The 23851-nt window shown below is 42.6% G+C and carries 19 protein-coding genes; 8 read left to right on the plus strand and 11 right to left on the minus strand.

Annotation, left to right across the window (positions count from 1 at the left end):
* Positions 1-86: 86 nt before the first annotated feature.
* On the minus strand, positions 87-2090 hold the full coding sequence (locus FTU17_RS12265) for a TonB-dependent receptor (RefSeq protein ID WP_180135589.1): 2004 nt from the start codon (positions 2088-2090) through the stop codon (positions 87-89).
* Between the two features lie 18 nt (positions 2091-2108).
* Complete coding sequence (locus tag FTU17_RS12270; RefSeq protein ID WP_180117062.1) at positions 2109-3371, minus strand: carbohydrate porin; 1263 nt, start codon at positions 3369-3371, stop codon at positions 2109-2111.
* A 388-nt stretch (positions 3372-3759) separates the two neighbouring features.
* Here FTU17_RS12270 and mutM point away from each other — a divergent pair, with 388 nt between their 5' ends.
* Positions 3760-4614, plus strand: a complete 855-nt coding sequence (gene mutM, locus FTU17_RS12275; protein WP_180109752.1) for a bifunctional DNA-formamidopyrimidine glycosylase/DNA-(apurinic or apyrimidinic site) lyase — start codon at positions 3760-3762, stop codon at positions 4612-4614.
* Positions 4611-4892, plus strand: a complete 282-nt coding sequence (locus FTU17_RS12280) for a peptidylprolyl isomerase (RefSeq protein WP_180135590.1) — start codon at positions 4611-4613, stop codon at positions 4890-4892. Before mutM ends, FTU17_RS12280 begins: the two co-directional genes overlap by 4 nt.
* Positions 4893-4929: 37 nt before the next feature.
* On the opposite strand, the gene FTU17_RS12285 is transcribed toward FTU17_RS12280, so the two are convergent.
* From FTU17_RS12285 to typA, 3 genes are all read right to left on the minus strand, one after another.
* Positions 4930-5262 carry a gamma-glutamylcyclotransferase family protein gene (locus FTU17_RS12285; RefSeq protein WP_180135591.1) on the minus strand — a complete coding sequence of 111 codons (333 nt, stop codon included), beginning with the start codon at positions 5260-5262 and terminating at the stop codon, positions 4930-4932.
* 126 nt (positions 5263-5388) lie between these two features.
* Complete coding sequence (gene mscL / locus FTU17_RS12290; protein WP_126037829.1) at positions 5389-5823, minus strand: large conductance mechanosensitive channel protein MscL; 435 nt, start codon at positions 5821-5823, stop codon at positions 5389-5391.
* A 291-nt stretch (positions 5824-6114) separates the two neighbouring features.
* A complete protein-coding gene (gene typA / locus FTU17_RS12295; protein WP_180135592.1) occupies positions 6115-7950 on the minus strand; it encodes a translational GTPase TypA in 1836 nt (611 codons plus the stop codon).
* A 173-nt stretch (positions 7951-8123) separates the two neighbouring features.
* Here typA and FTU17_RS12300 point away from each other — a divergent pair, with 173 nt between their 5' ends.
* From FTU17_RS12300 to FTU17_RS12310, 3 genes are all read left to right on the plus strand, one after another.
* Positions 8124-9494 (plus strand): uracil-xanthine permease family protein, encoded by a 1371-nt coding sequence (locus FTU17_RS12300; protein ID WP_180135593.1) that lies wholly within the window; start codon positions 8124-8126, stop codon positions 9492-9494.
* 66 nt (positions 9495-9560) lie between these two features.
* Positions 9561-10595, plus strand: a complete 1035-nt coding sequence (locus FTU17_RS12305) for a methyltransferase (RefSeq protein ID WP_078192341.1) — start codon at positions 9561-9563, stop codon at positions 10593-10595.
* Positions 10595-12058: an amino acid permease gene (locus tag FTU17_RS12310; protein WP_180048983.1), complete on the plus strand. Its 1464-nt coding sequence runs from the start codon at positions 10595-10597 to the stop codon at positions 12056-12058. The genes FTU17_RS12305 and FTU17_RS12310 overlap by 1 nt, the downstream gene beginning before the upstream one ends.
* A 236-nt stretch (positions 12059-12294) precedes the next feature.
* Here the strand turns inward: FTU17_RS12310 and ligA are convergent, their stop codons facing one another.
* The 5 genes from ligA to FTU17_RS12335 all read right to left on the minus strand — a co-directional run bounded on the left by ligA (position 12295) and on the right by FTU17_RS12335 (position 20587).
* A complete protein-coding gene (gene ligA, locus FTU17_RS12315) occupies positions 12295-14328 on the minus strand; it encodes an NAD-dependent DNA ligase LigA (RefSeq protein ID WP_180135594.1) in 2034 nt (677 codons plus the stop codon).
* 98 nt (positions 14329-14426) lie between these two features.
* Positions 14427-15470, minus strand: a complete 1044-nt coding sequence (locus FTU17_RS12320) for a cell division protein ZipA C-terminal FtsZ-binding domain-containing protein (protein ID WP_180135595.1) — start codon at positions 15468-15470, stop codon at positions 14427-14429.
* Between the two features lies 1 nt (position 15471).
* On the minus strand, positions 15472-18921 hold the full coding sequence (gene smc, locus FTU17_RS12325; RefSeq protein WP_180135596.1) for a chromosome segregation protein SMC: 3450 nt from the start codon (positions 18919-18921) through the stop codon (positions 15472-15474).
* Between the two features lie 10 nt (positions 18922-18931).
* Positions 18932-19627 (minus strand): GntR family transcriptional regulator, encoded by a 696-nt coding sequence (locus FTU17_RS12330; RefSeq protein ID WP_078191157.1) that lies wholly within the window; start codon positions 19625-19627, stop codon positions 18932-18934.
* A gap of 147 nt (positions 19628-19774) precedes the next feature.
* Complete coding sequence (locus tag FTU17_RS12335) at positions 19775-20587, minus strand: sulfite exporter TauE/SafE family protein (RefSeq protein WP_180008514.1); 813 nt, start codon at positions 20585-20587, stop codon at positions 19775-19777.
* Positions 20588-20616: 29 nt separating this feature from the next.
* Between FTU17_RS12335 and FTU17_RS12340 the strand changes: the two genes are divergently transcribed.
* The 3 genes from FTU17_RS12340 (at position 20617) to FTU17_RS12350 (ending at position 23027) form a co-directional block, all read left to right on the plus strand.
* The gene (locus FTU17_RS12340) at positions 20617-21372 is read left to right on the plus strand and encodes a biotin--[acetyl-CoA-carboxylase] ligase (protein ID WP_180135597.1); all 756 of its coding nucleotides are present in this window, start codon (positions 20617-20619) and stop codon (positions 21370-21372) included.
* Between the two features lie 22 nt (positions 21373-21394).
* Positions 21395-22123, plus strand: coding sequence for a type III pantothenate kinase (locus tag FTU17_RS12345; RefSeq protein ID WP_180117076.1), 729 nt, complete (start codon positions 21395-21397; stop codon positions 22121-22123).
* A 226-nt stretch (positions 22124-22349) separates the two neighbouring features.
* Positions 22350-23027 (plus strand): hypothetical protein, encoded by a 678-nt coding sequence (locus FTU17_RS12350; protein WP_168378522.1) that lies wholly within the window; start codon positions 22350-22352, stop codon positions 23025-23027.
* 143 nt (positions 23028-23170) lie between these two features.
* Here the strand turns inward: FTU17_RS12350 and FTU17_RS12355 are convergent, their stop codons facing one another.
* Complete coding sequence (locus tag FTU17_RS12355; RefSeq protein ID WP_180005014.1) at positions 23171-23764, minus strand: alpha/beta hydrolase; 594 nt, start codon at positions 23762-23764, stop codon at positions 23171-23173.
* Positions 23765-23851 lie beyond the last annotated feature (87 nt).

Consider the following 23851-nt stretch of genomic DNA (forward strand, 5'->3'; position numbering starts at 1 on the left):
TCCAGATTTAAATCCAATAGAAAATATGTGGTCACGAGTCAAGGCGATTCGAACTAAGTTTAGAGTTAAAGATATTGATAAATTATTTAAAGATTACTGTAATGATTTATTTGGTATTTAGCTATAACTTTCCAATCTGCTTGTTTCCACACATAACCTGCGTTGGCAGAAACCACGGTATAGCTCGACGCGGCATCACTGTTGGCATCATCGACATAGACTTTATCCATATAGCGAACATCTAGGCCGGCATTAAAGCCAATATCTGGCTGCCAATTCAGTGCGGCAAACGCTTGGTTTTTGGCAATACCCGGTATATAAGTGCCTTTGACGACATCACTGTCAGGAATTGCAGCATCAAATGTGGCATCGATATAACTGTAGCTTGCTTGCGCGCTTAAATCTCGCCATAGTTGTTTATTCCACGAAAGCTCAACACCTTCACGTAAGGTTTTATCGGCATTTTTATAGGTTGAACGACCATTGATACTTCCTGCAGAGACGATGTCATCTTGAGTTTTGCTTTGGAATACCGCTGCAGTGAAATTCCCCCATGCATTTTGTGATTTAAGCCCAAGCTCGTAGTTATCGCTACTGGCTGGTTTTAAATCAAAATTCATGCCGTCATCTTTGGAGTAGGCCATTTCTGTAAAGGTTGGTGTTTCAAAACCTTTGGCATAACTGGCATAGGCATTCAGTTGAGGCGCAATATTCCAGCTTACTGCTGCTGAAGGTAAAACTTTGTCATAGTCAGTTTTACCGCTGTCATCCTTATTTAAACCCACGACATATTTATCGTCAGATTCATAATGAACATTGCTATATCGTAGCCCTGTATCTAAAGTCCAATTGGGTAAAAAATTCCACGAAGCTTGGACATAGGGGTCTAAATTCCACAAGGTGTTATTTTCATTTCGACGAATATTGCCTTTCTTGCCAAAATTTCCATTGGCATCAAAATTTTCATAGCCCTTACGGTCTTCATCCATATAGTCAAAGGCTAGGCCTGCAGTAAAACGCGTATTCGGCAAGAGGTCTTTGCCTGTCCAGCGAATATCTGTTCCATAATAATCACGGCTAAAATCAATCACACCGCCTGCATGGCGCGCATTATTTTGTGGATTTTTGGGGATGGACTGATACTGCACCACATCACGTTGCCCCATATACACCATTGCATTGAGTTCATGCTGCTCATTCAATGGTCTTTTCCACGTCAACCCCGTTTGAGTTTGGCTAATTTCCTTACGTACATCATAGGTATTATTGGCATCATTAACTTGTTTCGGATTTTGACGCAATTGCTCCCGATTCAGACCTTGTGGGTCATCGGCATTGATATCCACATGATTCACAATCCAATTGACCTTGGAACCATCATCCAGATCCCAAGTCAGTTTTGCATTGCTAAGTACCTTATTTGCGGAACTATGATCACGGTAACCATCAGTTTCAAAATAAGAAGAACTCACGACATAGCTAGGTTCATTGGCCTGTTCTGAGCCACCTTGCAGCACAATATCAGCACGACTTTTATGATGACTGCCGCCCGAATAGCCGAGTTCGATAGAGTCTTTTCCAGTACCTTGCTTGGTTGTTGTTAAGATTGCCCCACCCGAAGAATTACCGTATAAAGAGGAAAATGGCCCACCCAATACCTCGATATGATTTAAGCTACTCATATCGATATTTGATGTCTGTCCCTGACCATCCGGCATGGTCGCAGGGATTCCATCAACATATAAACGGATACCGCGCACACCAAATGTTGAACGTGCGCCAAAGCCTCGCATAGACAGTTGCAAGTCTTGTGCATAGTTTTCACGGTTATTCAGTTGTAGTCCGGGCACACCTTTTAAGGTTTCAGACAGATTCACACCCGTATTGTTATTATTTTCAGCTTGCTGTACACGGTATACCGATGCAGGTGTTTTTAACCACGTGGTATTGGTTCGTGGTGCTTCAATGGTAATCTCAGGAAGTAAAACAGGTTCCGTAGAACCTGTTTCTGCATACAGCTGTTGGCTAATACATGCCGTCAGGCAAAGTAAATGTGTCTTAAATGATGTGACGTTAAATTTACTTTGCATAGAGCACCTATTTTAACATTAGAAGATTACCTTAGAGCTTAAACCAATTAGGAAAGCATCATCAACTCGATTTGTTGAACCTGGGTTAATCACATATTGTAAACTTGGGCGAATCATCAACCATTTCGTAGGGTTATGGCTATAGTTCAACTCGACATTATATTCTGCACTTGCATCAAATTTCTCAGCAGAAAGTCGATCATTGACATGCACACGGTTCACGCCCAAGCCAACCATATCGTTAGGCAAACGATCGGCCAATCCAATGTATTTCAAACCCAACTGCTGTGAGTTATCAACTTTTGTGGTGACACGATCATGCCAAGTAAAATTAGCAAAGCTATGCAAGCCACGTTTGCCTTCACCAGTAGACGTTAACTGTTGCTCAATCGCGACCCAACCACCAAAGGTACGATCTTCAGCTTCACCCGAAATAATGTCTTTTTGATTTTTTACATTATCTGCAGTGTTGTACATCGCACCAAAGCGGTAGCTCCCCGGTAAGCCATTTACAAATGATTTTGGTGTCCAAACCAATTCTACGGGAATGGTTACGCCATCAGCATGATCTGTATCAAGACTCCAACCTTGACCTTCTGCTTTGGCATTACCATTGTCAGGGTTAAATTCGTAAACACCGACTTGTGCCGCAAGTTCTGGCGTTGCTTGGTATTTCACACGTCCACCCCATTGTGAAACTGGAGTATTCATCCACATAGAACCTTGCCATTTACCCATTTGCGCAGCACAAAAGGCATTGCTGGCAAAATCACACGCCATCACGTTAAAGTCCATACCGACACCAAGACGACCGGCTTTAACACTAATACCTTGTTCTTTAAAATTCTTTTCAATCGATAATTCAGTTAAGCGACTGTCCTGATTACCACGACCAAAATTGGCTTGTGCATTTGCCAATTGAGGAACATCTCCTTGCAAATCACGAACTGAGGTACTTTGACCTTGACGTGCAGTCATTACAGCACGCACAGTCACGCCATCCCAACCTGCGAGTTTTTCCATATCAAGCTGTGTACCTAACCACAATTGGCTGGCTACCGTTGCTGAATGTCCCGGATTACGACCGCCATCGGCAAGATAGGCAGCATCAGCAGCAATATTGGCCTCAAACTTCACACCTTGTTGTGCAAGTTCGGTACGTTTACCATCCCAATCCCCGAGCATGTACTGACCTTTAGTGTCGAATGCTTCTGCGGCGTGAACATGTGTCATGGCTGCTGCAACAAATGCAGGTAGAAGAGCTAGACTGTATTTTTTCATGGTAAAACCTAAATCTGGAGAGAGTCTCTAGACAAGCCACAAGGCTTGAAATCTAATGTCACAAAAATTACATAATTTTTCACGTTCTATCTCAGCATTATTTTTATCATTCACAAAACTTTAATTTATCAATAAATGATTTTAAATAAATCTATTGTTATGCAATATTTTTAGTTATTATTTTTCAATATCTTATATTTTTGAAAATTAAATTTTAAAATTCTGATCGCTTATTCAAACTCACCATCGTGACTTATTGGTTTACTATTCTCACAATTAATAATCAATAGCCTGTTCAAACATCCCCTCAGACCGCGATGAAACTTGCATTCTGTTGGGCTAGACCCAATAGTATGCATAACTTGAATGACCCATTGCTTCGACCTTTATGCCTGAATTACCAGAAGTAGAAACCACTAAAACCAGTTTATTGCCATTATTGAATGAAAAGGTTCTCAAAGTTGAGGTTTTTCAGTCGAGCCTGCGTTGGCCTATTCCTGACGACATTCAAAAACTCGTCGGACAAAAGCTGCTTCAGCTCAGCCGTCGATCAAAATACATTTTGGCTGAATTTGAACAAGACAGCATGCTATGGCATTTAGGCATGTCTGGCAGTTTTCGGATTTGTGAAGGTCATGAAGCATTACGAAAGCATGATCATCTGGTGATTCATTTTGAAGATATGCAATTACGCTATCATGATCCACGGCGTTTTGGCTGTATTTTGTGGTTAGATGCATGGTCTCAAAGCAAACTGATTGACACGCTTGGCCCTGAACCGCTGAGTGATGCGTTTAATGCTGAATACTTATTCCAAAAATTTAAAAATAAGCAGACCGGTATCAAAGTGTCGATCATGGACAATCATATCGTGGTCGGTGTCGGCAATATTTATGCAACGGAAAGCCTATTTAACCTCGGCATACACCCTGCACAGCCAGCATCAAGTTTGAGTTTTGAACAAGTTGAGAAAATGGTCATCGAAATCAAACGCATTTTAAAACAGGCGATTGATTTAGGCGGTTCAACTTTACGCGATTACAGCAATGCGATGGGCGAAAATGGTTATTTCCAACAAACCCTACTCGCCTACGGACGCGCAGGTGAAATGTGCATCAACTGTGAAACCACATTGCAAAATATCAAACTGGGACAGCGTGCTTCGGTGTTTTGCCCTGAGTGCCAACCTTTAAAAAAGGTTAAAATGCTGACTAAGAAAACCCTAAAAGGAAATAAAGCATGAAGTCTGCGATTGTTCGCCACATATTAGTCAAAGATAAAGAACTATGTGAGCAACTGAAAAAGAAAATCAAAGGCGGTGCGGACTTTGCCAAAATTGCAAAGCAGCATTCGACATGCCCTTCGGGTAAAAAAGGTGGTGAGCTCGGTGACATTAAAAAAGGCCAGTTGGTTGGGCCAATTGATAAAGCGGTTTTTACCCTACCTGAACGTGAACTGCATGGCCCAAGTAAAAGCCAGTTCGGCTGGCACTTATTAGAAATTAAGTTTCGGATGGATTAAGCCGCTGTTTACAGCAGTCCAACTTAAAACGCAGCCCTTAAGCTGCGTTTTTCATTTCATAGACCCATGCTGTCGTCTGCTCACCTGAATCTAGCTGTACATTCACTTTGACACGCTGATACTGTATCCCTTCAAACTCATCCAACGCATCCCAATGTTCGGTTAATTTTTCACTGCTAAAAAAATATCCTTCAACTGCTGCTGCTTGCGGATCTAAAACAATGGCGAATAAGCCTTTGTCAGGTCCCCAATCCAAAATATGCACCACGCCATGCACATAGCCTTTTTGCCATGTTCCACCTATACGCTCTAAAAGATGGGCATTTTCATGATTTGGACGGAGCGTCCCATAGACAAATAATTGATTCATTCGGCATCACCACAGCTATTCAATCAGCGCGCATCATAAAGTCAAAATTGTACAAAAACCAGTCTTTCGATAAGTCTCAGACATAAAAAACGGCACTTGATGTGCCGTTTTATTTTAACCGTTCGATTACTGACGTTTTTTCAATTCATCACGAATTTCACGTAGTAACTCGATATCTTCTGGCGTTGCTGCTGGTTCTGGCGCTGCTTCTTCTTGTTTACGGCGCATACGATTAATCATTTTCACCATTAAGAACACCACCCATGCCAAAATGATGAAGTTAATTAAAATCGTAAGGAAGTTACCATAAGTCAGGACGTTCACCCCAGCTTTGGTCAACTCATCTAAAGACTGTAAATTATTTGGGTTGTCCCCCAAAACAAAGAACTTTTGTGTGAAATCCACACCACCGCCAGTGATCACAGTAATCAATGGCATGATGATGTCTTTCACCAATGAATCGACAATTTTACCAAATGCACCACCGATGATTACACCGACAGCCAAATCAATCATGTTGCCTTTTACCGCAAATTCGCGGAATTCTTGAACAATACTCATCTAAATCTCCAGTTATTTTTTGACTTTAATTTATGTGACGAAGTATACATTATATCTGTATAACTATTTCCACCTAATTTACTTGGTTTATATTAGATTCTAAATACCTTGTATAAAAATTCACACAAAACATTTTTCACTATAGTAATTCACTCTATTAAAAAGGATTTATCAATATTATGCATGTCGGATCAAATGAATAAAGTCATTCAAGTTTTCCCTTTTTATTCAAAACACCCATGCATAAAAAAACCACTAACCTAAGTCAGCGGTTTTTTTGAAACTGTAAAATTAACCGTTACGGTTACGTTTACGTTCGTTTTCAGTCAACCAGCGTTTACGGATACGGATTGACTTAGGAGTTACTTCAACTAATTCGTCGTCTTCAATGAATTCAAGCGCTTGTTCAAGCGTATATTCAATTGCAGGAACAAGAGTCAACGCATCATCAGTACCAGAAGCACGTACGTTAGTTAACTGTTTCGCTTTAGTTGGGTTAACAGTCATGTCGTCTGAACGTGAGTTAATACCAACGATCATACCTTCATAAACTTCTAACTGTGGACGTGCAAATAGACGGCCGCGGTCTTGTAAGCTGAACAATGCATAGCCCAAGCAAGTACCTTGAACCATAGAAATCAATACACCGTTTTGACGTTTCGCAACAGTACCTTGTTTCATTGGACCGTAGTGCGAGAAGCTTGAAGTCATGATACCTGTACCTGAAGTCATAGTTAAGAATTCAGAACGGAAACCAATCAAACCACGTGAAGGAACAGTTGCTTCAATACGGATACGGCCTTTACCGTCAACTTCCATATTGGTCATTTCACCTTTACGGTGACCCATTTGTTCCATTACAGCGCCTTGGTGCTGCTCTTCAACGTCAAACGTTACGTTTTCGTATGGCTCTTGTTTTTCACCATCAATTTCTTTGATGATTACTTGTGGACGTGATACGCCCATTTCGAAGCCTTCACGACGCATGTTTTCAATAAGAACTGAAAGGTGAAGCTCACCACGACCAGACACTTTGAAACGGTCAGGACTGTCAGTATCTTCAACACGTAATGCTACGTTGTGAATCAATTCGCGATCTAGACGTTCACGGATATTACGTGAAGTTACGAATTTACCTTCTTTACCAGCAAACGGTGAGTTGTTTACTTGGAAAGTCATCGATACTGTAGGTTCGTCTACAGAAAGTGCAGGTAAAGCTTCAACTGCTTTAGGATCACAGATTGTGTCAGAGATATGAAGTTCATCAATACCAGTTACACAAACGATATCACCAGCAGAAGCTGATTCAACATCGATACGCTCTAAACCATGGTAACCCATGATTTTTAAGATACGACCGTTACGTGTTTTACCGTCTTTGTCGATTACAGTTACAGGAGTGTTTAATTTCACTGAACCACGTTGAATACGACCAACACCGATAACACCTACGAAGCTGTTATAGTCAAGTGAAGACACTTGCATTTGGAATGGACCGTCAACGTCAACCGCTGGTGGTTCAACGATGTCTACAATTGTTTCGAACAATGGAGTCATGTCTTCAGCAAGTTCTTCTGGAGATGGACCAGCCACACCACGAAGACCTGAAGCATATACAACTGGGAAGTCTAACTGTTCGTCAGAACCACCAAGGTTGTCGAACAAATCAAATACTTGGTCAATTACCCAGTCTGGACGAGCGTTTGGCTTGTCCACTTTGTTAATAATTACGATTGGTTTCAAACCACGTGCGAACGCTTTTTGCGTTACAAAACGAGTTTGTGGCATTGGGCCTTCTTGAGAATCAACCAGAAGAAGTACGCAGTCAACCATTGACATTACACGTTCTACTTCACCACCGAAGTCGGCGTGTCCCGGGGTGTCTACGATATTGATACGGTATTCAGTATCAGTACGTTTGTCTAACCATTTGATTGCAGTGTTTTTTGCAAGAATGGTAATACCACGTTCGCTTTCAATAGCGCCCGAATCCATTACACGTTCGATCTCGCCTGCGCGATCGCCAAGAGCACCTGATTGCTGTAAAAGTTTGTCTACAAGAGTAGTTTTACCATGGTCGACGTGCGCGATGATGGCAATGTTACGGAGAGTTTTAATATCTGACATGTGAATTCGATACGCCTAAAGTTTGAGGGCAAATTATACAGAAAAAATATAGATTTTAGTAGTGACAGTTTATTGACAATCGCATTTTTTTTAACGACTGGCACGCTTTTGGTTTTGTAAAGCTGTGTAAACAGATTAGAATAGCACCACCTAGCCTTAATTTTCAGTGCCGCATGTCTGATTTAAACCTATCTCCCGAAGCAAAAGATCAACTCGATTTAGTCTATGGATTGAATGATCGACCAAAACCTTTTATTGCTTTTCTCGCTGCGTTCCAACATTTATTGGCCATTATTGTCCCAATTGTGACGCCGGGTCTGCTGATCTGTTTGGCACTTGGTGTGTCAAAAGAAGACACCAATATGATTCTTTCGATGTCATTGGTGATCTCTGGTATCGCAACCTTTTTACAATGTAAAAAAGTCGGTCCATTTGGTGCAGGTCTACTGATTGTACAAGGAACCAGCTTTAACTTTATTGGTCCTATTATCGGTATTGGTTCTGCAATGGTTGCGGCAGGTACACCTGTAGAAGCAGTGATGGCATCTATCTTTGGTGTGGTGATCGCGGGTTCATTCATTGAAATGGGTGTGTCACGAATTTTACCGTGGGTGAAAAAACTGATCACTCCATTGGTAACAGGTATCGTGGTGCTATTGATTGGTCTGACTTTAATTAAAGAAGGCCTGATCAGCATGGGTGGTGGTTATCAAGCTATGGGCGATAAAACATTTGCCAATGCAGACAACCTCATCATGTCTTGTACCGTTTTGGCACTGATCATTTTACTGAATCGTGTGCGTATTACATGGGTAAAAAGTTCTGCCATCCTGATTGCCTTAGTCGTGGGTTACATCCTTGCAGGCTTTATGGGTCATTTAAACTTTGATGGCTTAAAAGATGCACCACTGGTTCAAATTCCAACACCGATGCACTTTGGCTTAAGCTTCTCTTGGAGCTTGTTTATTCCAATGGCATTTATCTACCTTGTGACATCTTTGGAAGCGATTGGCGATATTACCGCGACTTCTAAGCTTTCAAATCAAGCTGTAGATGGCCCTGAATGGATGAAGCGTATTAAAGGTGGTGTATTGGTGAATGGTGCAAACTCATTCCTTGCCGGTATCTTTAACACGTTCCCAAGTTCTGTATTTGCGCAAAACAACGGTGTTATTCAGTTAACAGGTGTTGCAAGCCGCTATGTAGGCATTTGGATTGCTGCCCTATTGGTTATTTTAGGCTTACTTCCTGCTGTAGCAGGTGTCATTCAGGCGGTTCCACAAGCCGTGCTTGGTGGTGCTGTGATGGTAATGTTCGGTGCTGTGGCTGCCTCTGGTATTAATATTTTGTCAGGCATTCATTTAGATCGCCGCGCACTATTAATCATTGCGATTTCATTGGCATTGGGTCTAGGTGTTGCACAAGTACCACAAATTCTTGAACATCTTCCTGAATTGTTCCGTAATATCTTCAGTTCAGGCGTTGCCACTGGTGGTATCGCTGCCCTTATTTTGAATATTGTTCTTCCTGAAGTGAAGAAGTAAGTTCATTTGTCAAAAAACACTGCCTAGGTTCCACCCTAGGCAGTGTTTTTTATGATGGAGAAATCTATGGATCTCACAAGTGAAGTCGTTATACGACAGATCGATTTATTACAAGATCGCGTGCTTTTCGTAAATGCACCGACAGATGACTTACTCAGTCAATTGAATGACAATATTAAGCCATCGATTTGGTGCTGGAATTTTAATGATTTTCAGTACTTTCAAAATCAACAGTCAAACGTCCATTTTGGTGTCGATTTTCCTGAAGGTCAGTTTGATCAAGCGGTTATTTTTGTTCCGAAATCAAAAGAACTGCTAAATTATTTATTACACAATGTCGCAAGTCACCTTGCTCAAGGTGCGTCTATTTTCCTCGTGGGTGAGAAAAAAGGCGGTGTTGAACGCGCTGCAAAACAATTACAGCCCTTTGGTAAAACCCTAAAAATTGATAGCGCGCGTCACTGCCAAATGTGGCAAACCCTATTGGAAAAAACTGTCACACTGAAGCCACTGCAAGATTGGGTGCAAAAATATCCAGTTGAAACTCCAAATGGTGAACTTACGATTTGCGCACTGCCGGGCGTATTTAGCCAGAACCGTTTAGATGTGGGTACGGCTACGTTATTGCCTTATTTATCACAAGTCACTTCGGGCAAAATTGCAGATTTTGGCTGTGGAGCGGGTGTCATCAGTGCTTATTTAGCCAAACTGAATCCTAAAAATCGTATCTTTGCCATGGATGTAGATGCCTTTGCACTAGCGTCTACACAAATGACATTTGAACAAAATTTGCTTGAACCTGAACAACTTGAGATTAAAGCGGTCACAGGAATCGAAGATGCTCCCTTATTTTTACATGCCATAGTCAGCAATCCACCCTTCCATCAAGGGATTCAAACCGACTACAATGCCAGTGAAAATCTATGCAAAACTTCGCGCAGACATTTGAAGTCTGGGGGTGAGCTTTGGATTGTTGCCAACCGATTCCTCAATTATCCGACTTTAATTGAGCAGCATTATGGTCAATGTACAATCAAAGCCGACCAACAAGGATTTAAAGTCTTGTTTGCGAGCACGCAAAAAAATCTTAAGGAACAATGATGAGCGAAACTCAAAAACCAGCTCAGCTTCAGCGTAAGTTGGGTGCTCGCCATCTCAACATGATTGCAATTGGTGGATCAATTGGTACAGGTTTATTCCTTGCCTCAGGTGCAACCATTGCCAATGCAGGCCCGGGTGGCGCCCTGCTCGCATACTGCTTAATTGGTATCATGATTTACTTCTTGATGACCAGCTTAGGTGAGCTTGCAACACATAACCCAACTTCGGGTGCATTCTTTACCTACGGCACAAAGTATGTCGAGGGTGGTTTCGGCTTCGCTTTGGGTTGGAACTATTGGTACAACTGGGCGATTACCGTGGCATTTGAATTGGTTGCAGTCCAATTCATTATGAAATTCTGGTTTCCAGATATTCCGGGCTTTTACTGGAGTGCGATTTTCCTCGCAATCGTCTTTGCCATTAATGCGCTGACCGTAAAAGGCTTCGGTGAATCCGAATTCTTCTTCTCGCTTGTTAAAGTGCTCGCAATTGTTGCCTTTATCATTATCGGCTTGTTTATGATTGGCAAAATCATGCTGACACCGGGCGTAGAAACATTTGCCAACTGGACCAAGGGTGAAGCCCCATTTGTCGGCGGTTTATCCGCCTTGATTGGTGTGGCCATGATTGCCGGTTTCTCTTTCCAAGGGACTGAAATGGTTGGTGTGGCTGCAGGTGAATCGAAAGATCCTGAAAAGACCATTCCTATTGCCATCAAGCAAATTTTCTGGCGTATCTTGTTGTTTTATATCGTGTGTATTTTCATTATCGGCACTCTCATTGCCTATGATGACCCACGTTTATTACAAGCAGCATCTACTGAAAATATTGCACTATCACCATTTACCTTACTGTATGAAAAAGCAGGTTTTGCTTTTGCTGCATCGGTGATGAATGCGGTGATCTTGACTGCGATTTTATCAGCGGGTAACTCTGGTATGTACTCCTCTACTCGTATGCTGTTTGATATGGCACGTAAAGGCAGTGCGCCGAAAGTCTTTGGTCGCTTAGATGCACGTGGCGTACCGATGAATGCGCTTTATGCAACAACGGCGATTGCGGCACTGTGCTTCTTAACCACATTTATCGGTGAACAAGCGGTCTTTAACTGGTTACTGAACATGTCAGGTATGTGTGGCTTTATTGTGTGGCTCGGTATTGCAGTTTCACATTATCGCTTCCGTAAAGGCTACTTGGCTCAAGGCAATAAATTGGAAGACCTTGCTTACCGTGCAAAATTCTTCCCATTTGCACCGTGGTTTGCCTTTATTTTGTGTGCCATCGTAGTCCTTGGTCAGAACTATCAAGCCGTTTTAGATGGTGAATGGTTGGCCGTTGTTTCTACCTATATTGGTATTTTCTTATTCCTTGCCATTTGGTTCGGTTATAAGTGGAAACACAAAACTAAGTTGGTTCCATATCAAGAAATGGATGTAAAACCAATGAAAGTTGATCAAGAATAATGTGATCACTAAATAAAAAAAGCAGCCTAAGAGCTGCTTTTTTTATGGCTAAAATTGTGTCTCAATACATTCACGCTTTAACATAATGCTTAGTGAGTAACTTTAAAGGATGCTGTCTGAAACCAACAACTGATAGCTCACTCAATCATCCTTAAGCACTCAAATAAAAATGCCCAATGCAATGCATCAGGCGTTTGTTCAAAAGTCACAACCTTTTCAAGTTTGATTTTCAATACTTAAGAAGCATTATGCTGTTGTACAAAGGCAATAAACTCTTCTTCGCTCATCACAGGCACACCCAGCTTTTCAGCCTTTTCTAATTTAGAACCTGCCTTTTCACCCGCAACCACACATTTGGTTTTACCCGAAACACTACCACTGACACGTGCGCCTAAAGCTTGTAGCATTTGCGTCGCTTCTTCACGCCCCATGGTGCTCAGAGTCCCTGTAATCACCCAACTCTCACCATTAAGTGGCTGACGACTCGGTGCAACGGGTGCATCCCAATGAATCCCTGCTGCCAACAAACGATCAACCACTTCGAGATTATGCGGCGCTTGGAAAAAATCGACAATCCATTCTGCTGTAATATCACCAACGTCTGGCGTTTTTTTCAAGGATTCGAGATCTGCATGGCGAATCGCATCAAAGGTTTGGAAGGTATTGGCGAGCATGCGTGCCGTGGTTTCACCCACGCCTCGAATGCCGAGTGCATAAATAAATGCACCTAGTGTCGTTTTCTTACTATTTTCAATGGAATCGATAAGGTTTTGAACCGACTTCTCACCCATTTTTTCAATGGTCAGTAATTTTTCACGATGCTCATGCAAGCTATAAATATCAGCAACATCTTTGAGCAGATCCAAATGTAAAAGTGATTCCGCCCAACGGTCGCCTAAGCCCTCAATGTCCATAGCTTTACGCGATACAAAGTGGCGAATCGCCTCAATACGCTGCGCAGCACAGTACAATCCACCTGAACAACGTGCCAAAGCTTCACCTTCGGGCATCACGACAGGAGATGCGCAAACTGGGCAACATGCAGGCAACTGAACTTCTACTGTATCTACCGGACGGAATTCAGGCCATACTTTTTCTACTTTTGGAATCACATCGCCACTACGGTAGACACTGACCGTGTCTCCTACACGTACATCTAAACGATGAATTTCACCAATATTATGTAGAGTGACATTGGAAACCGTTACGCCACCGACTGCCACAGGGTTTAAACGCGCGACTGGGGTCAAAGTCCCTGTACGCCCCACTTGCCAATCAATATTTTCAACCGTCGTGAGCGCTGCGACTGCAGGGAATTTATATGCCGTTGCCCAGCGTGGTTCACGACTTAAAAAACCCAATGTTTGCTGTTGCTTCAAGCTGTTTACCTTAATCACCATGCCATCAATTTCAACACTCAGGCTTGGACGATCAATGATCATTTGCTCATACGCAGCTTGTACGTCCTGAATGCTGTCACAAATAAAGTGACGCTCACCGACAGCAAAACCAAACTGCGTTAGCCATTCTAAGCTAGCAGACATGGTGGTTTGACCATGATGTGGTTCGCATTGTGCAATGCCATAGGCATAAAAAGCCAATGGACGTGAAGCCGCAATTGCAGGGTCGAGTTGACGTAAGCTACCTGCTGCCGCATTTCGTGGATTGGCAAAGGTTTTTTCACCTTTGGCTTCGTTTTCAGCATTGAGCTTTTCAAAGCCTGACTTTGGCATCAGGACTTCACCACGGACTTCAAGCAGACTTGGAATTTCAATCTGTGTAGAAGTCAGTACTTTAGGTAAATTACGAATGGTTTTTACATTTTGGGTAATGTCTTCCCCAGTTTCACCATCACCCCGTGTCACACCACGGACTAAAATGCCATTTTCATACCAAAGAGAAATGGCCAGTCCATCAAATTTTAATTCGACATCATATTCAATTTTTTGATTCGGTAAGCGCTCTTCCGCACGACGCGCAAAGGCAAATAAATCTTCTGCATTAAATACATTACCCAATGACAACATGGGCACTGCATGGGTTACGGATTCAAACTTAGACAAGGCCTTTCCACCCACTTTTGTAGTTGGTGTATCAGGTTGAACTAAATCAGGGTATTGCTCTTCTAAGGCTTTTAATTGATGAAAAAGTTGATCATATTCACTGTCCTCAATTTCTGGCGTGTCCATGACATAGTAGGCATGGTTATGTTTCGCCAAGAGTTGAATCAGTTGTCGCATCTGTGCAACGACAGTGGATTGTTGTGTCATACATTCACCATAAAAAAGGGCGGTTCATGCTCCGCCCTCAAATTTCATTATCTGTTGCTATTATAGAAACCCACTCGGTGAGTTTCAATCAAAGACGCTTAGACTTCGATAGCTTGACCTTGACGATAATCAATCGCTTGATGACGCCAATGTTCACGCGTCTGCGGTGTAAATTCTTGGTTATTTTGATCATACACAGTACCGTCTATTTCACGTGCAATTAGACGTGAAATGCTGTCCATGGTATCAAAGGCATTTTGCACATCGCTGTGTGGCAGCGCCAAGAAGAAAGCCAAACCTTTTACTTCTTCAGTCGATAAAGTTTCAAGATCAAAACCTTGCGCAGCGCCATCATTATTCATTTGTAATACAGAGAATAATAACTTTGTGCCTTCTTCATCATAGCGATGGAAACAGGCCATTTCGCCAAAACGCAGGCCGTATTTGAGTAACACTTTTAATGCTTTTTCACCCGACAAGGCACGGCTATCCGGGAACACATTTAAGGCGATATAAGTTTCCGCAGTCGCTAAAGCACTTTCTTCATCAACAATTTTTTGTTCATGTAAATGAGCATCCAAAATACTGCTTTCTTCATCAAAATCGCTAATTTCAGCTTTTTCAATTGCACTATTTACACTAAATTCTGGGGCTTTTTCTGTAGGAACAGCATCAGCCTGAACATTCGGCGCAGGAGTCGCTGCGTCATTGGCATCGGCGGCTACAGATGCAACCGTTGTAGATTCTGTTGCTTCGGTAGACAAAGTACTGCCTTCTGTTGCAGTTTGAGCTTTTTCAACTGAAACGGGATCCGTCGTAGTCGTCTCAGTCTTTGCCGTAGCCTCAGCACTCTGCTCTGCTGCCGTTACTTCTGGTGTCACATTCGCATGAACAGTTTCAGTCGTTTCAACCGCTGTGACTTTTTCCTCAGCCAAAGTCGGCTCTACACGTTGCGTGGTTTCAGGTGTATTTAACTGATTTCGTACATGGCGCGGAATAACAGGTTGCTGACTATCAGGGTCAATATGTAATTCAGTGTCGAGTGATGGCGCTGCATCTGCAGGTTTACGAAACATCATTCGAATGCCCACAACCATGATAATTACAGCGATTACAATCCCAGCTATAGTGGTGATTTCCATGTTATGCCTCCGCAGCTAAACCGTATTCTTTGGCCTGCTCAATATTCACAGTCACTAATTTTGAAGTTCCTGGTTCTGGCATGGTCACACCAAGTAAGTCAGTTGCCATTGTCATTGCCAGTTTATTGTGTGTAATGTAGATAAATTGCACTTGTTCTGAAAGCTCTTTTACAAGATTACAAAATCTTCCTACATTTGCATCGTCTAAAGGTGCATCGACTTCGTCTAAAACGCAAAATGGCGCAGGATTTAGGCGGAAAATCGCAAAAACCAAAGCCAATGCGGTCAATGCCTTTTCACCACCCGACAATAATGCCAAAGAGCTATTTCGTTTACCCGGTGGTCGTGCCATCAGTTTTACACCCGATTGCCAACCATCTTCAAGGCTTAAACTTGCTTCGCCGCCATTAAATACTTTCGGAAACAACGCTTGAAGTTCAGCATTAACCTTATCAAAGGTGGTCATAAACAACTTTCGCGTTTCCTGATCAATGCTTTTCATCGCAGCTTGCAGTTGTTCAACGGTCTTTTGCAAGTCATCAATTTGGTGGCTTAAATCATCAAAGCGTTTAGAAACTTCAGTATATTCTTCTGCCGCAGCCAAGTTGACTGCACCCAATTTATCAAACTGCTGCTGTGCTTTTTCTAGTTTTTGCTGATGGGATACCACATCAATGCTTAAACCTGTCAGCATTTCGCTGTTCATTTCTTTCAGCTGTTCAGAATAATGCTGCAAATCAGACTGCGCGGATTGCCAAGCCAAACGCTTTTCTTCCAATTGCGTACGCAATTTTTCATCTTGCTGTTGATGTGAATGGCGTTGTTCCGTCAATGTCTGTTGTTTGCTCTGTACGTTATTCAGTTCAAGCTGCCAGTCATTCCAGGTTTTTTGTAAACGTTCAGTGACTTGAGCCTGCTCTGAATACTGTGACTCAAGCGCAGGCAATTCTAACTGTACCGGATCGACAAATTTCTTTGCCTGCTCCATCTGTCCAATAATTTGCTGAGTTTGCGCTTTCAAAAAGACCGTGTCTTTTTCTAATAATTCAATCTGTTGTTTTGTCTGTACAGACTGACGACGCACAATTTCCAATTCTTGCTGACTGTGTAATGCCACTTGCTGAGCACTTTCCAGTGCTAGACTCAACTCTTCAACTTGGAATTGCAAGGTTTTATAATTGGGCAAAGCTTGCTCAAGCTTCATCGTCAGCGCATGCAGATCAATTTCCAAATCGTCTTTTTGCATGGCATCTTCTTCAAGCTGCGCTTCAAGTTGCTGCAATTGATCTTCTAACTGCTGCTTTTGTAATGCAAATGCCTGATTGGAACTTTGTACCTTCGCAATGGCAACATCAGCATTTTGAATGTCTTTTTGCCAAGTTTTTAATTGGCTGTGTTGCTGTTGCAGGTTTTGCTGTAAAGCCTGTATGGCATTTTGCAACTCAGGCAATTGGCCTTCTAGTTGCGTCAGCTTTGGCTGCTGCTCTGCAAGTAATTCAGTCAATTCATCTAAACGAATACGGTGGCTCAATGCACCTTGCCCTGCTTGGCTGTCCTCATCATAGTCTAGACCAATCACCCAATCTGCACCGACATGATAACCATCGAGCGTGAGTATTGACTCACCAGCGGCCAGTTTAGCCTGATGACTCAATGCCACCGTCAATGTTTCGGCAATCGCGACCTGCTGCCAGATCGAAAGTTGTGGTGCTTCAATCCACGTCGCCAAAGCTTCTAATCCAACGATTTGTGCTGCGGTGTGGTTACTGCCTTTGACCTGACGTGCGGTACTGTCTTGAAAGTCATCACTGCTTCCTAAGACTTGGGCACTCAGCCATTTAGACAAAAATTTCTCGACCAGTTGTGCATGCTGTTTACCTTGTGTGCTCAACTGCAACTGCTGCATTAAATGTTGACGCTGGCTTTGCTGCTTTGGACTGGCTTTAATCATCAATTGATTTAGGTTTTTCTGCTCGGACAACAGCACCTGTATTTCTGACTTTAGCTGCAGCACCGTATTTTTGTGCTGTGCCTGCTGTTCTTGTGCAGCTGCAAGCTGTGTCTGCGTTTCGGCAATCACCAGCTCTTGTTGCATAATTTGTTGTTCGAGCTGTTGCTTATCTTGCTGATACTGCTCCAACTCATCTTGCTGCGCCTGATGCTGAATTTGACCACGTTGCTGTTGTAGGGTCTCACGCTGTTGCTCAATACGACCAATATTTTTGGTCAATTGTTCACTCTGCGCCAACATCTGTAGCTTTTGCTGTTGCTGCTTTTCGACTTGCCCACGGCATTGTTCAAATTGTTGAACCGCTTGTTGATGCTGAGCTTTCAAATCGGCTAACTGCTGGGTCTGATCTTGACTACTGCTTTCTTGACGCTGTAATTGCTCAACAAATCCATCTTGCTGTTCTTGCAGCGTTTCCAGTTGTAACTCTAATAGCTGTAAACGTTCTTTGGTTTGGGCTTTTTGCTTTTCAAGCTCCACCAAACTTGCCGAATTTTGTGCAAATAAACCCTGTTTTTGCTCCAGCGTCATTTTCAACTCAGACAGTTTCTTTTCCGCCTGTTGCCATTCGCTTTGTAATGGCGTGGACTGTTGAATAAGCCGTTGAAATAAAGCACTGGTGGAAGATAAGTCATGCTCTAGGGTGTTCAGCTCAGAACGAACCAGTTTGAAGGTTTCCCCGAGCTCATTCATCTGAAGCGTGTATTCTTGCTGTAAACGCGTGCTTTGTTCACATTGGAAAGACAGCACTTCGATCTTAATGGTACGAATCTGGGTTTCTAATTCTTTGTATTGCACTGCCGTTTCAGACTGCCGTTTTAAGGTTTTCAACTGAGACTTCAGTTCTGATGCAATGTCTTCGAGACGTTCTAAATTTTGAGTGGTGTGTTCTAGATGCTGTAAAGTTTCACGACGACGAGCTTGATAGCGAGAAACCCCAGCGGCTTCTTCAATATACACACGCATTTCTTCAGGTTTGGCATCGACCAAACGGTTGATCATGCCCTGTTCAATAATCGCATACGAACGCGGACCTAAACCGGTACCTAAGAAAATATCAGTAATATCACGACGGCGGCATTTGGTGCCGTTGAGGAAATATTCGGATTTACCATCACGATTGACCTGACGGCGAACTGCCAGTTCAGTATAGGCATTATAAGCACCACCTAACTTGCCATAGGTGTTATCAAAACGCAGTTCAACACTCGCCATCCCGACTGGTTTACGCTTTGCCGTTCCGGTAAAAATAACATCTTGCATGGTGCCACCACGCAATTGACGGGCACTGGATTCACCCATAACCCAACGAATGGCATCAATCACATTGGATTTACCACAGCCGTTCGGTCCAACAACCGCACTACGGTTGCCTTCAAATTTTAGAGTTGTGCTATCGGCAAAAGATTTGAAGCCGGAAAGTTTTAAACTGCTTAAACGCATAATGTCCTGATCAGCGGCGTGAACGTCTCGCCCACGCTAATTCGATTTGTTTCATCCGTGTTAGTGATTCCAACACAAGGTTGCGTAAGTGTCGACAAAAATCTTCCATAAATAAAGTGGCTTGATGTGATTTTCTGATTAAAACTGCATCAGTCACTAATTTAAACAAATCAAAAGATTCTTGTAGTTCACGTCGTGAAATATTCAGTGTCAGAAAATAACTGCGTCTGAGTGATGGCAACAATTCTTGGTAATAACGCATCAGGTAGGTATTTCCCACCATTTCATGCTGACGAGCCATGCCCTGAAAAATCAGATCATAAAACTTTTCAGTATTGCCTTGGCGAGTTTCCACGTCTAATTGTTCAAGTAATAACTGAATACGCTCAGCTTCATGGCTGCGCCACGTTTCCGCCATACGATGCACAATTTGACCCAACAATAATGCTGCAATATCAAATAATGAGCGCACTTGTAAAGCCGACATTTCAGAGACTAAGGCGCCACGTCGCGGGTAGATTTCAATGAGCTGGGTCCGTTCTAAAATCAATAAAGCTTCACGAACAGAGCCACGGCTCACATCCAATTCGGCCGCAATTCTGAGTTCCTGAATACGCTCGCCTTCGACCAACTCACCGCGAATAATTTGTTCACCGATGTGTTTGGCAATTTGTTCTGACAAACTGTCCGCTTCTTGTTGTTGCATACTGTTCCTATCTTTTTTTTATAAGATGCAATGTTCAGATTTACACTCAATCTATTTGCATTAGAAACGATAAGCAACCTAATTGAACATGACATTGTCTGACAATCTTGTGTCAACAAAGCCAATTTTTTCAGTCAAAACGGACAATCATGCGCCAAAGGCTTGCACACCTTGGTAAATAAAATAGCAGCCGACTGTTGTTAATAAACATGCAAAACAACGCTTTAGCATAAATGGCGACAACATATGAGCCACTTTCGCACCCAATTTCGCAGTGATGAAGCTCATTACACTAATCCCGATAAATGCATAAATATGGATATAGCCAATGGTATTGGGAACCACGATATCGGCTTGATGACCGAACCACATAAAGCCGAGTGCCCCTGCAATCGCAATCGGTAAACCACATGCAGCAGACGTTGCGACTGCTTTTTGCATAATGACGCCATTTTTATTCAAATACGGGACGGTTAAGCTGCCACCACCAATTCCGAAGATCGCAGAGGCAATCCCAATGCCACCGCCTGCTGCCATTTGCATGGCTTGTGAGGGTAAATGTTTATTCGGATCGACAGGTGTCGCAGCACCGCGAAACATTTTAAAGGCCACCCAGACTGCAAAAAAGCCGATTAACAGTTGCAAACCCTGCCCTGAGAGATAATCTGCAATGCCTGCACCGAGAAATGAACCGATCACCAAACCCGGTGCCAAATTCCGAAAGACATTCCACAGCACTGCACCTTTTTTATGATGAGCCGAAACCGAACTGAGTGAGGTCACAATAATCGTGGCCAAAGACGTGCCTACTGCCATGTGCATAATCACACTGGGGTCATACTGAAGTTGGGTAAAGACGATGAATAAAATTGGCACAATAATCAGGCCACCGCCTACACCAAATAGCCCCGCAGCGAAACCAGCGATTGCACCAATCAGTAAATATATGATTAACTCCATCAATATTATTCCACAACTCTCAGATTCAAATGGATTTAGAGACCAGACACTTACAGCAATTGCTGAGCACAGTACCTCAACCGCCTGAAGTTTTATTACTGAAGCCCATTACCACATCGACCAATGACGATGTCCGTGAGATTGCCAAAAAAGGCATTCAAGATGTTTTGGTATGCAGTGAAGAGCAAACTCAAGGCCGTGGGCAACGCGATCATCAATGGGTCTCACCCGTTGGTAATATCTATTTAAGCACATTGCTGAATTTACAGACAGCAATAGATGGACGGCTTGCACTTGAAATTGCCTTAAATATCTTGCAAATGCCAAGTTTGCAAAATCTCGCTTTACAAGTGAAATGGCCCAATGACCTGTATAGCCCACAAGGCAAATGGGGCGGGATTTTGATTGAACCGATTTCGCCACATCAAGCGATTGTCGGCGTTGGCATGAACTTATTTCCGATTCCATCCACAGGAATTGAGCAACGTGCAACCTCGTTATCTCAACTCGGACTTCACTCGCCAAACCGTTTACAGTTAATCGCTGAACTCTATGCCGCGATTCAACTTGCAGGTGAATGGTTCGATCATAACTGCTATAACCTCGCTGCACGATTCAATCATTATGCTGCATTTATGCAACAGCCCGTTGAACTTGAACACCTGCAAGGCAAAAGCCAAGGCCGCTTTCTCGGTATTGAAAATGATGGTTCGATCAACATCCAAACTTCGCAGCGCTTAGAAAATCATTTCCAAGGTCGCTTACGTTTAACAGATCAATCATAAACAGGATTGCAAAGGCCTACTGATGAAAAAATTATGGCTCGATGTCGGTAATACACGGCTGAAATACTGGATTACCGAACACGATCAAATTATAGAGCATGCTGCGGAACTGCATTTACAGTCGCCTGCCGAACTCCTACTCGGCTTGATCCAGCACTTTAAAAGTTTGGACTTAGATCAGGTCGGGATTTCTTCAGTACTCGACAAAAAAAATAATGATCGGATTCAAAAAATTCTTAAATTTTTAGCCGTTCCTGTCACTATTGCCAAAGTACATGCCGAATATGCGGGCTTACGCTGTGCATATGAAGACACCAGTAAGTTCGGGATCGACCGTTGGCTGCAAATGCTCGCTGTAGTCAAAGACCCTACACAAAAATACTGTGTGATTAGCTGTGGGACAGCACTCACCATTGACTTAACGGATGGCTTACAACATTTAGGCGGCTATATTTTGCCAAATTTGTATTTACAACGTGATTCGCTCATCCAAAACACAAAAGGCATTAAAATTCCAGATGCCACCTTTGATGAGCTGTCTCCTGGTAAAAACACCATAGACGCTGTTCATCATGGCATCTTGCTCAGCTTGGTCAGCACCATTGAAAAGGTTCTCGATAAATATCCAAGTCGCTTAATTTTAACCGGTGGCGATGCTGCGCTATTTGCACGCTATTTAGAACAATATCAGCCGGCTGTCGAAGCGGATTTGCTGCTTCGAGGCCTACAAAGTTATGTAAATGGTGTGTAATTTAGCTATTTATTTGATAGCAAACTGTGAAAGCGTGATGGCCAATGGTGATCACGCTTTTTTATTGAGGTTCATTTCATATAAGCGTGGTTACAAATTGTATCGCGATTCATGACCTTTTTTCGTCCAAGGAATTACAATAGCCTGCGATGATCGACAGATACATCAGCAACTTTATAATTTAAAAATGTCTTTCAAGATAGAATATAAGACGAAGAGTATAGATATGAAATTTAAAAATTTACTGGGTTTAAGCCTGCTCGCCTCTACATTATTCTTCGGCGGTTGTACCACGACACAAAATCTAGCCAACTCTAAAATCCCTGCCGAAATCAAATCACAGCTCAGCACCTCTGAAGCTGTTTTGGGTTATTTCGGTGATGAAGATAATCCTGATTACTGCGGCTGCGTATCGTATATTGACTCAAGCTATTACATGACCCCAGTCAAAGACGGCTATTACCGTGTACTTTTAGGTCGTAATGCGACAGGTGATTTTTTAGTCCAAGATTTTTACCAAGAAACCAAAACCCCTCAATCCTCACCTGCTTGGGTCAAAGATCCGATGAAACTATTTAGTTTCAGTGGCAGTGACATTGAAGGCCCAGTAACGCTTTATCGCAAAAACGGCAAAGTAGAATCAACCTTTGTGAACCAAGATGGCGTGAGCATCCACGGCGAAGAGTTTTATCCAACAGGACAACGTGGCGCAGCGTATAAAGTCGATGAAAATGGCAATGATGCCTATCGCTTATGGTATGCCTCAGGAAAAATTGCGGCTGAATATGTCGTCGATACCGATGGTGAATATGTTGGTGCTTATAAAGCATGGCAGGAAGATGGTCGCGAAGCCAATGACAACATTGACGACATTCGTGAACGTGTTGCTTTAGAACTCGACTGATCTATCAACAAATCGAACAAACAAAAGGCGCAGATTGCGCCTTTTTTTATCTTCAATTGCACCTATTGCATGATCAATTTTAGTTTTCACTATTACCTTATCTACAAAACACGCGATCTATTAAACACGCGCACAAAACCTATCTAAGCCGTTAAAATCGGCTCTAACACGTGCCACAGTTGTGGAATCTCAGAAAAGCCATCTTTTGCTGTGAAATGCCCGGCTTCTTTCACTTCATAAATTTGTGCATTTATAAAATTGCCCAATTGGATCGCAACCGGTGGCGGCACGATAGGATCATTGGATGAAATCAAGCTGATACAAATCGGCATATAGGTCTGTAAAACACCGCTATCCATTTTTGCACGTTGAATAAATGCGGTTAATTCAGGTTGTGTCGGTAAACTACTTTTAAAACCTGACACAAAAACGCCCGCTTTAATCCGTGTGCCATGCTGTTCAAAATATTGATTGAGATAATGCAGCGTAGTTAAGCACCCCAAACCATGGGCAATCACGATGGTATTTTCATCCAAATCTGGCATTTGCAACGCTAGAAATTTCTGCCAATGGTCAAAATCAGGTTGTGCTGCATTTGCCATAACAATGCGTCGAGAATAATGTCCAGCTTCTTGCAGCTTTCGTCCCAACCAAGGAAACCAATGATCATTCGGCGATGCATCATGACCATGAACAATATAGATCTTTTGGCTTTCTGGCGTATGCAGTGTATTCATGATTTGATTCTTATTTTAGGTGATTATTTTTAGTGAAGCTTTCAATTTGCAGTTCGGCAAATTTTCACCTCTGTTTTAAACCTGTCA

Source organism: Acinetobacter sp. YH12070 (assembly GCF_013419625.1).
Lineage (GTDB): Bacteria > Pseudomonadota > Gammaproteobacteria > Pseudomonadales > Moraxellaceae > Acinetobacter > Acinetobacter amyesii.

Excerpts from the sequence above, each read along its gene's own strand:
- FTU17_RS12330 (WP_078191157.1), bottom strand. The coding sequence starts at position 19,627 with ATGCAACAACAAGAAGCGGACAGTTTGTCAGAACAAATTGCCAAACAC.
- FTU17_RS12310 (WP_180048983.1), top strand. The coding sequence starts at position 10,595 with ATGAGCGAAACTCAAAAACCAGCTCAGCTTCAGCGTAAGTTGGGTGCT.
- FTU17_RS12265 (WP_180135589.1), bottom strand. The coding sequence starts at position 2,090 with ATGCAAAGTAAATTTAACGTCACATCATTTAAGACACATTTACTTTGC.
- FTU17_RS12305 (WP_078192341.1), top strand. The coding sequence starts at position 9,561 with ATGGATCTCACAAGTGAAGTCGTTATACGACAGATCGATTTATTACAA.
- typA (WP_180135592.1), bottom strand. The coding sequence starts at position 7,950 with ATGTCAGATATTAAAACTCTCCGTAACATTGCCATCATCGCGCACGTC.
- FTU17_RS12335 (WP_180008514.1), bottom strand. The coding sequence starts at position 20,587 with ATGGAGTTAATCATATATTTACTGATTGGTGCAATCGCTGGTTTCGCT.
- mscL (WP_126037829.1), bottom strand. The coding sequence starts at position 5,823 with ATGAGTATTGTTCAAGAATTCCGCGAATTTGCGGTAAAAGGCAACATG.
- FTU17_RS12300 (WP_180135593.1), top strand. The coding sequence starts at position 8,124 with ATGTCTGATTTAAACCTATCTCCCGAAGCAAAAGATCAACTCGATTTA.
- FTU17_RS12340 (WP_180135597.1), top strand. The coding sequence starts at position 20,617 with ATGGATTTAGAGACCAGACACTTACAGCAATTGCTGAGCACAGTACCT.
- FTU17_RS12355 (WP_180005014.1), bottom strand. The coding sequence starts at position 23,764 with ATGAATACACTGCATACGCCAGAAAGCCAAAAGATCTATATTGTTCAT.
- FTU17_RS12280 (WP_180135590.1), top strand. The coding sequence starts at position 4,611 with ATGAAGTCTGCGATTGTTCGCCACATATTAGTCAAAGATAAAGAACTA.
- FTU17_RS12285 (WP_180135591.1), bottom strand. The coding sequence starts at position 5,262 with ATGAATCAATTATTTGTCTATGGGACGCTCCGTCCAAATCATGAAAAT.
- FTU17_RS12350 (WP_168378522.1), top strand. The coding sequence starts at position 22,350 with ATGAAATTTAAAAATTTACTGGGTTTAAGCCTGCTCGCCTCTACATTA.
- ligA (WP_180135594.1), bottom strand. The coding sequence starts at position 14,328 with ATGACACAACAATCCACTGTCGTTGCACAGATGCGACAACTGATTCAA.
- smc (WP_180135596.1), bottom strand. The coding sequence starts at position 18,921 with ATGCGTTTAAGCAGTTTAAAACTTTCCGGCTTCAAATCTTTTGCCGAT.
- FTU17_RS12345 (WP_180117076.1), top strand. The coding sequence starts at position 21,395 with ATGAAAAAATTATGGCTCGATGTCGGTAATACACGGCTGAAATACTGG.
- FTU17_RS12270 (WP_180117062.1), bottom strand. The coding sequence starts at position 3,371 with ATGAAAAAATACAGTCTAGCTCTTCTACCTGCATTTGTTGCAGCAGCC.
- mutM (WP_180109752.1), top strand. The coding sequence starts at position 3,760 with ATGCCTGAATTACCAGAAGTAGAAACCACTAAAACCAGTTTATTGCCA.
- FTU17_RS12320 (WP_180135595.1), bottom strand. The coding sequence starts at position 15,470 with ATGGAAATCACCACTATAGCTGGGATTGTAATCGCTGTAATTATCATG.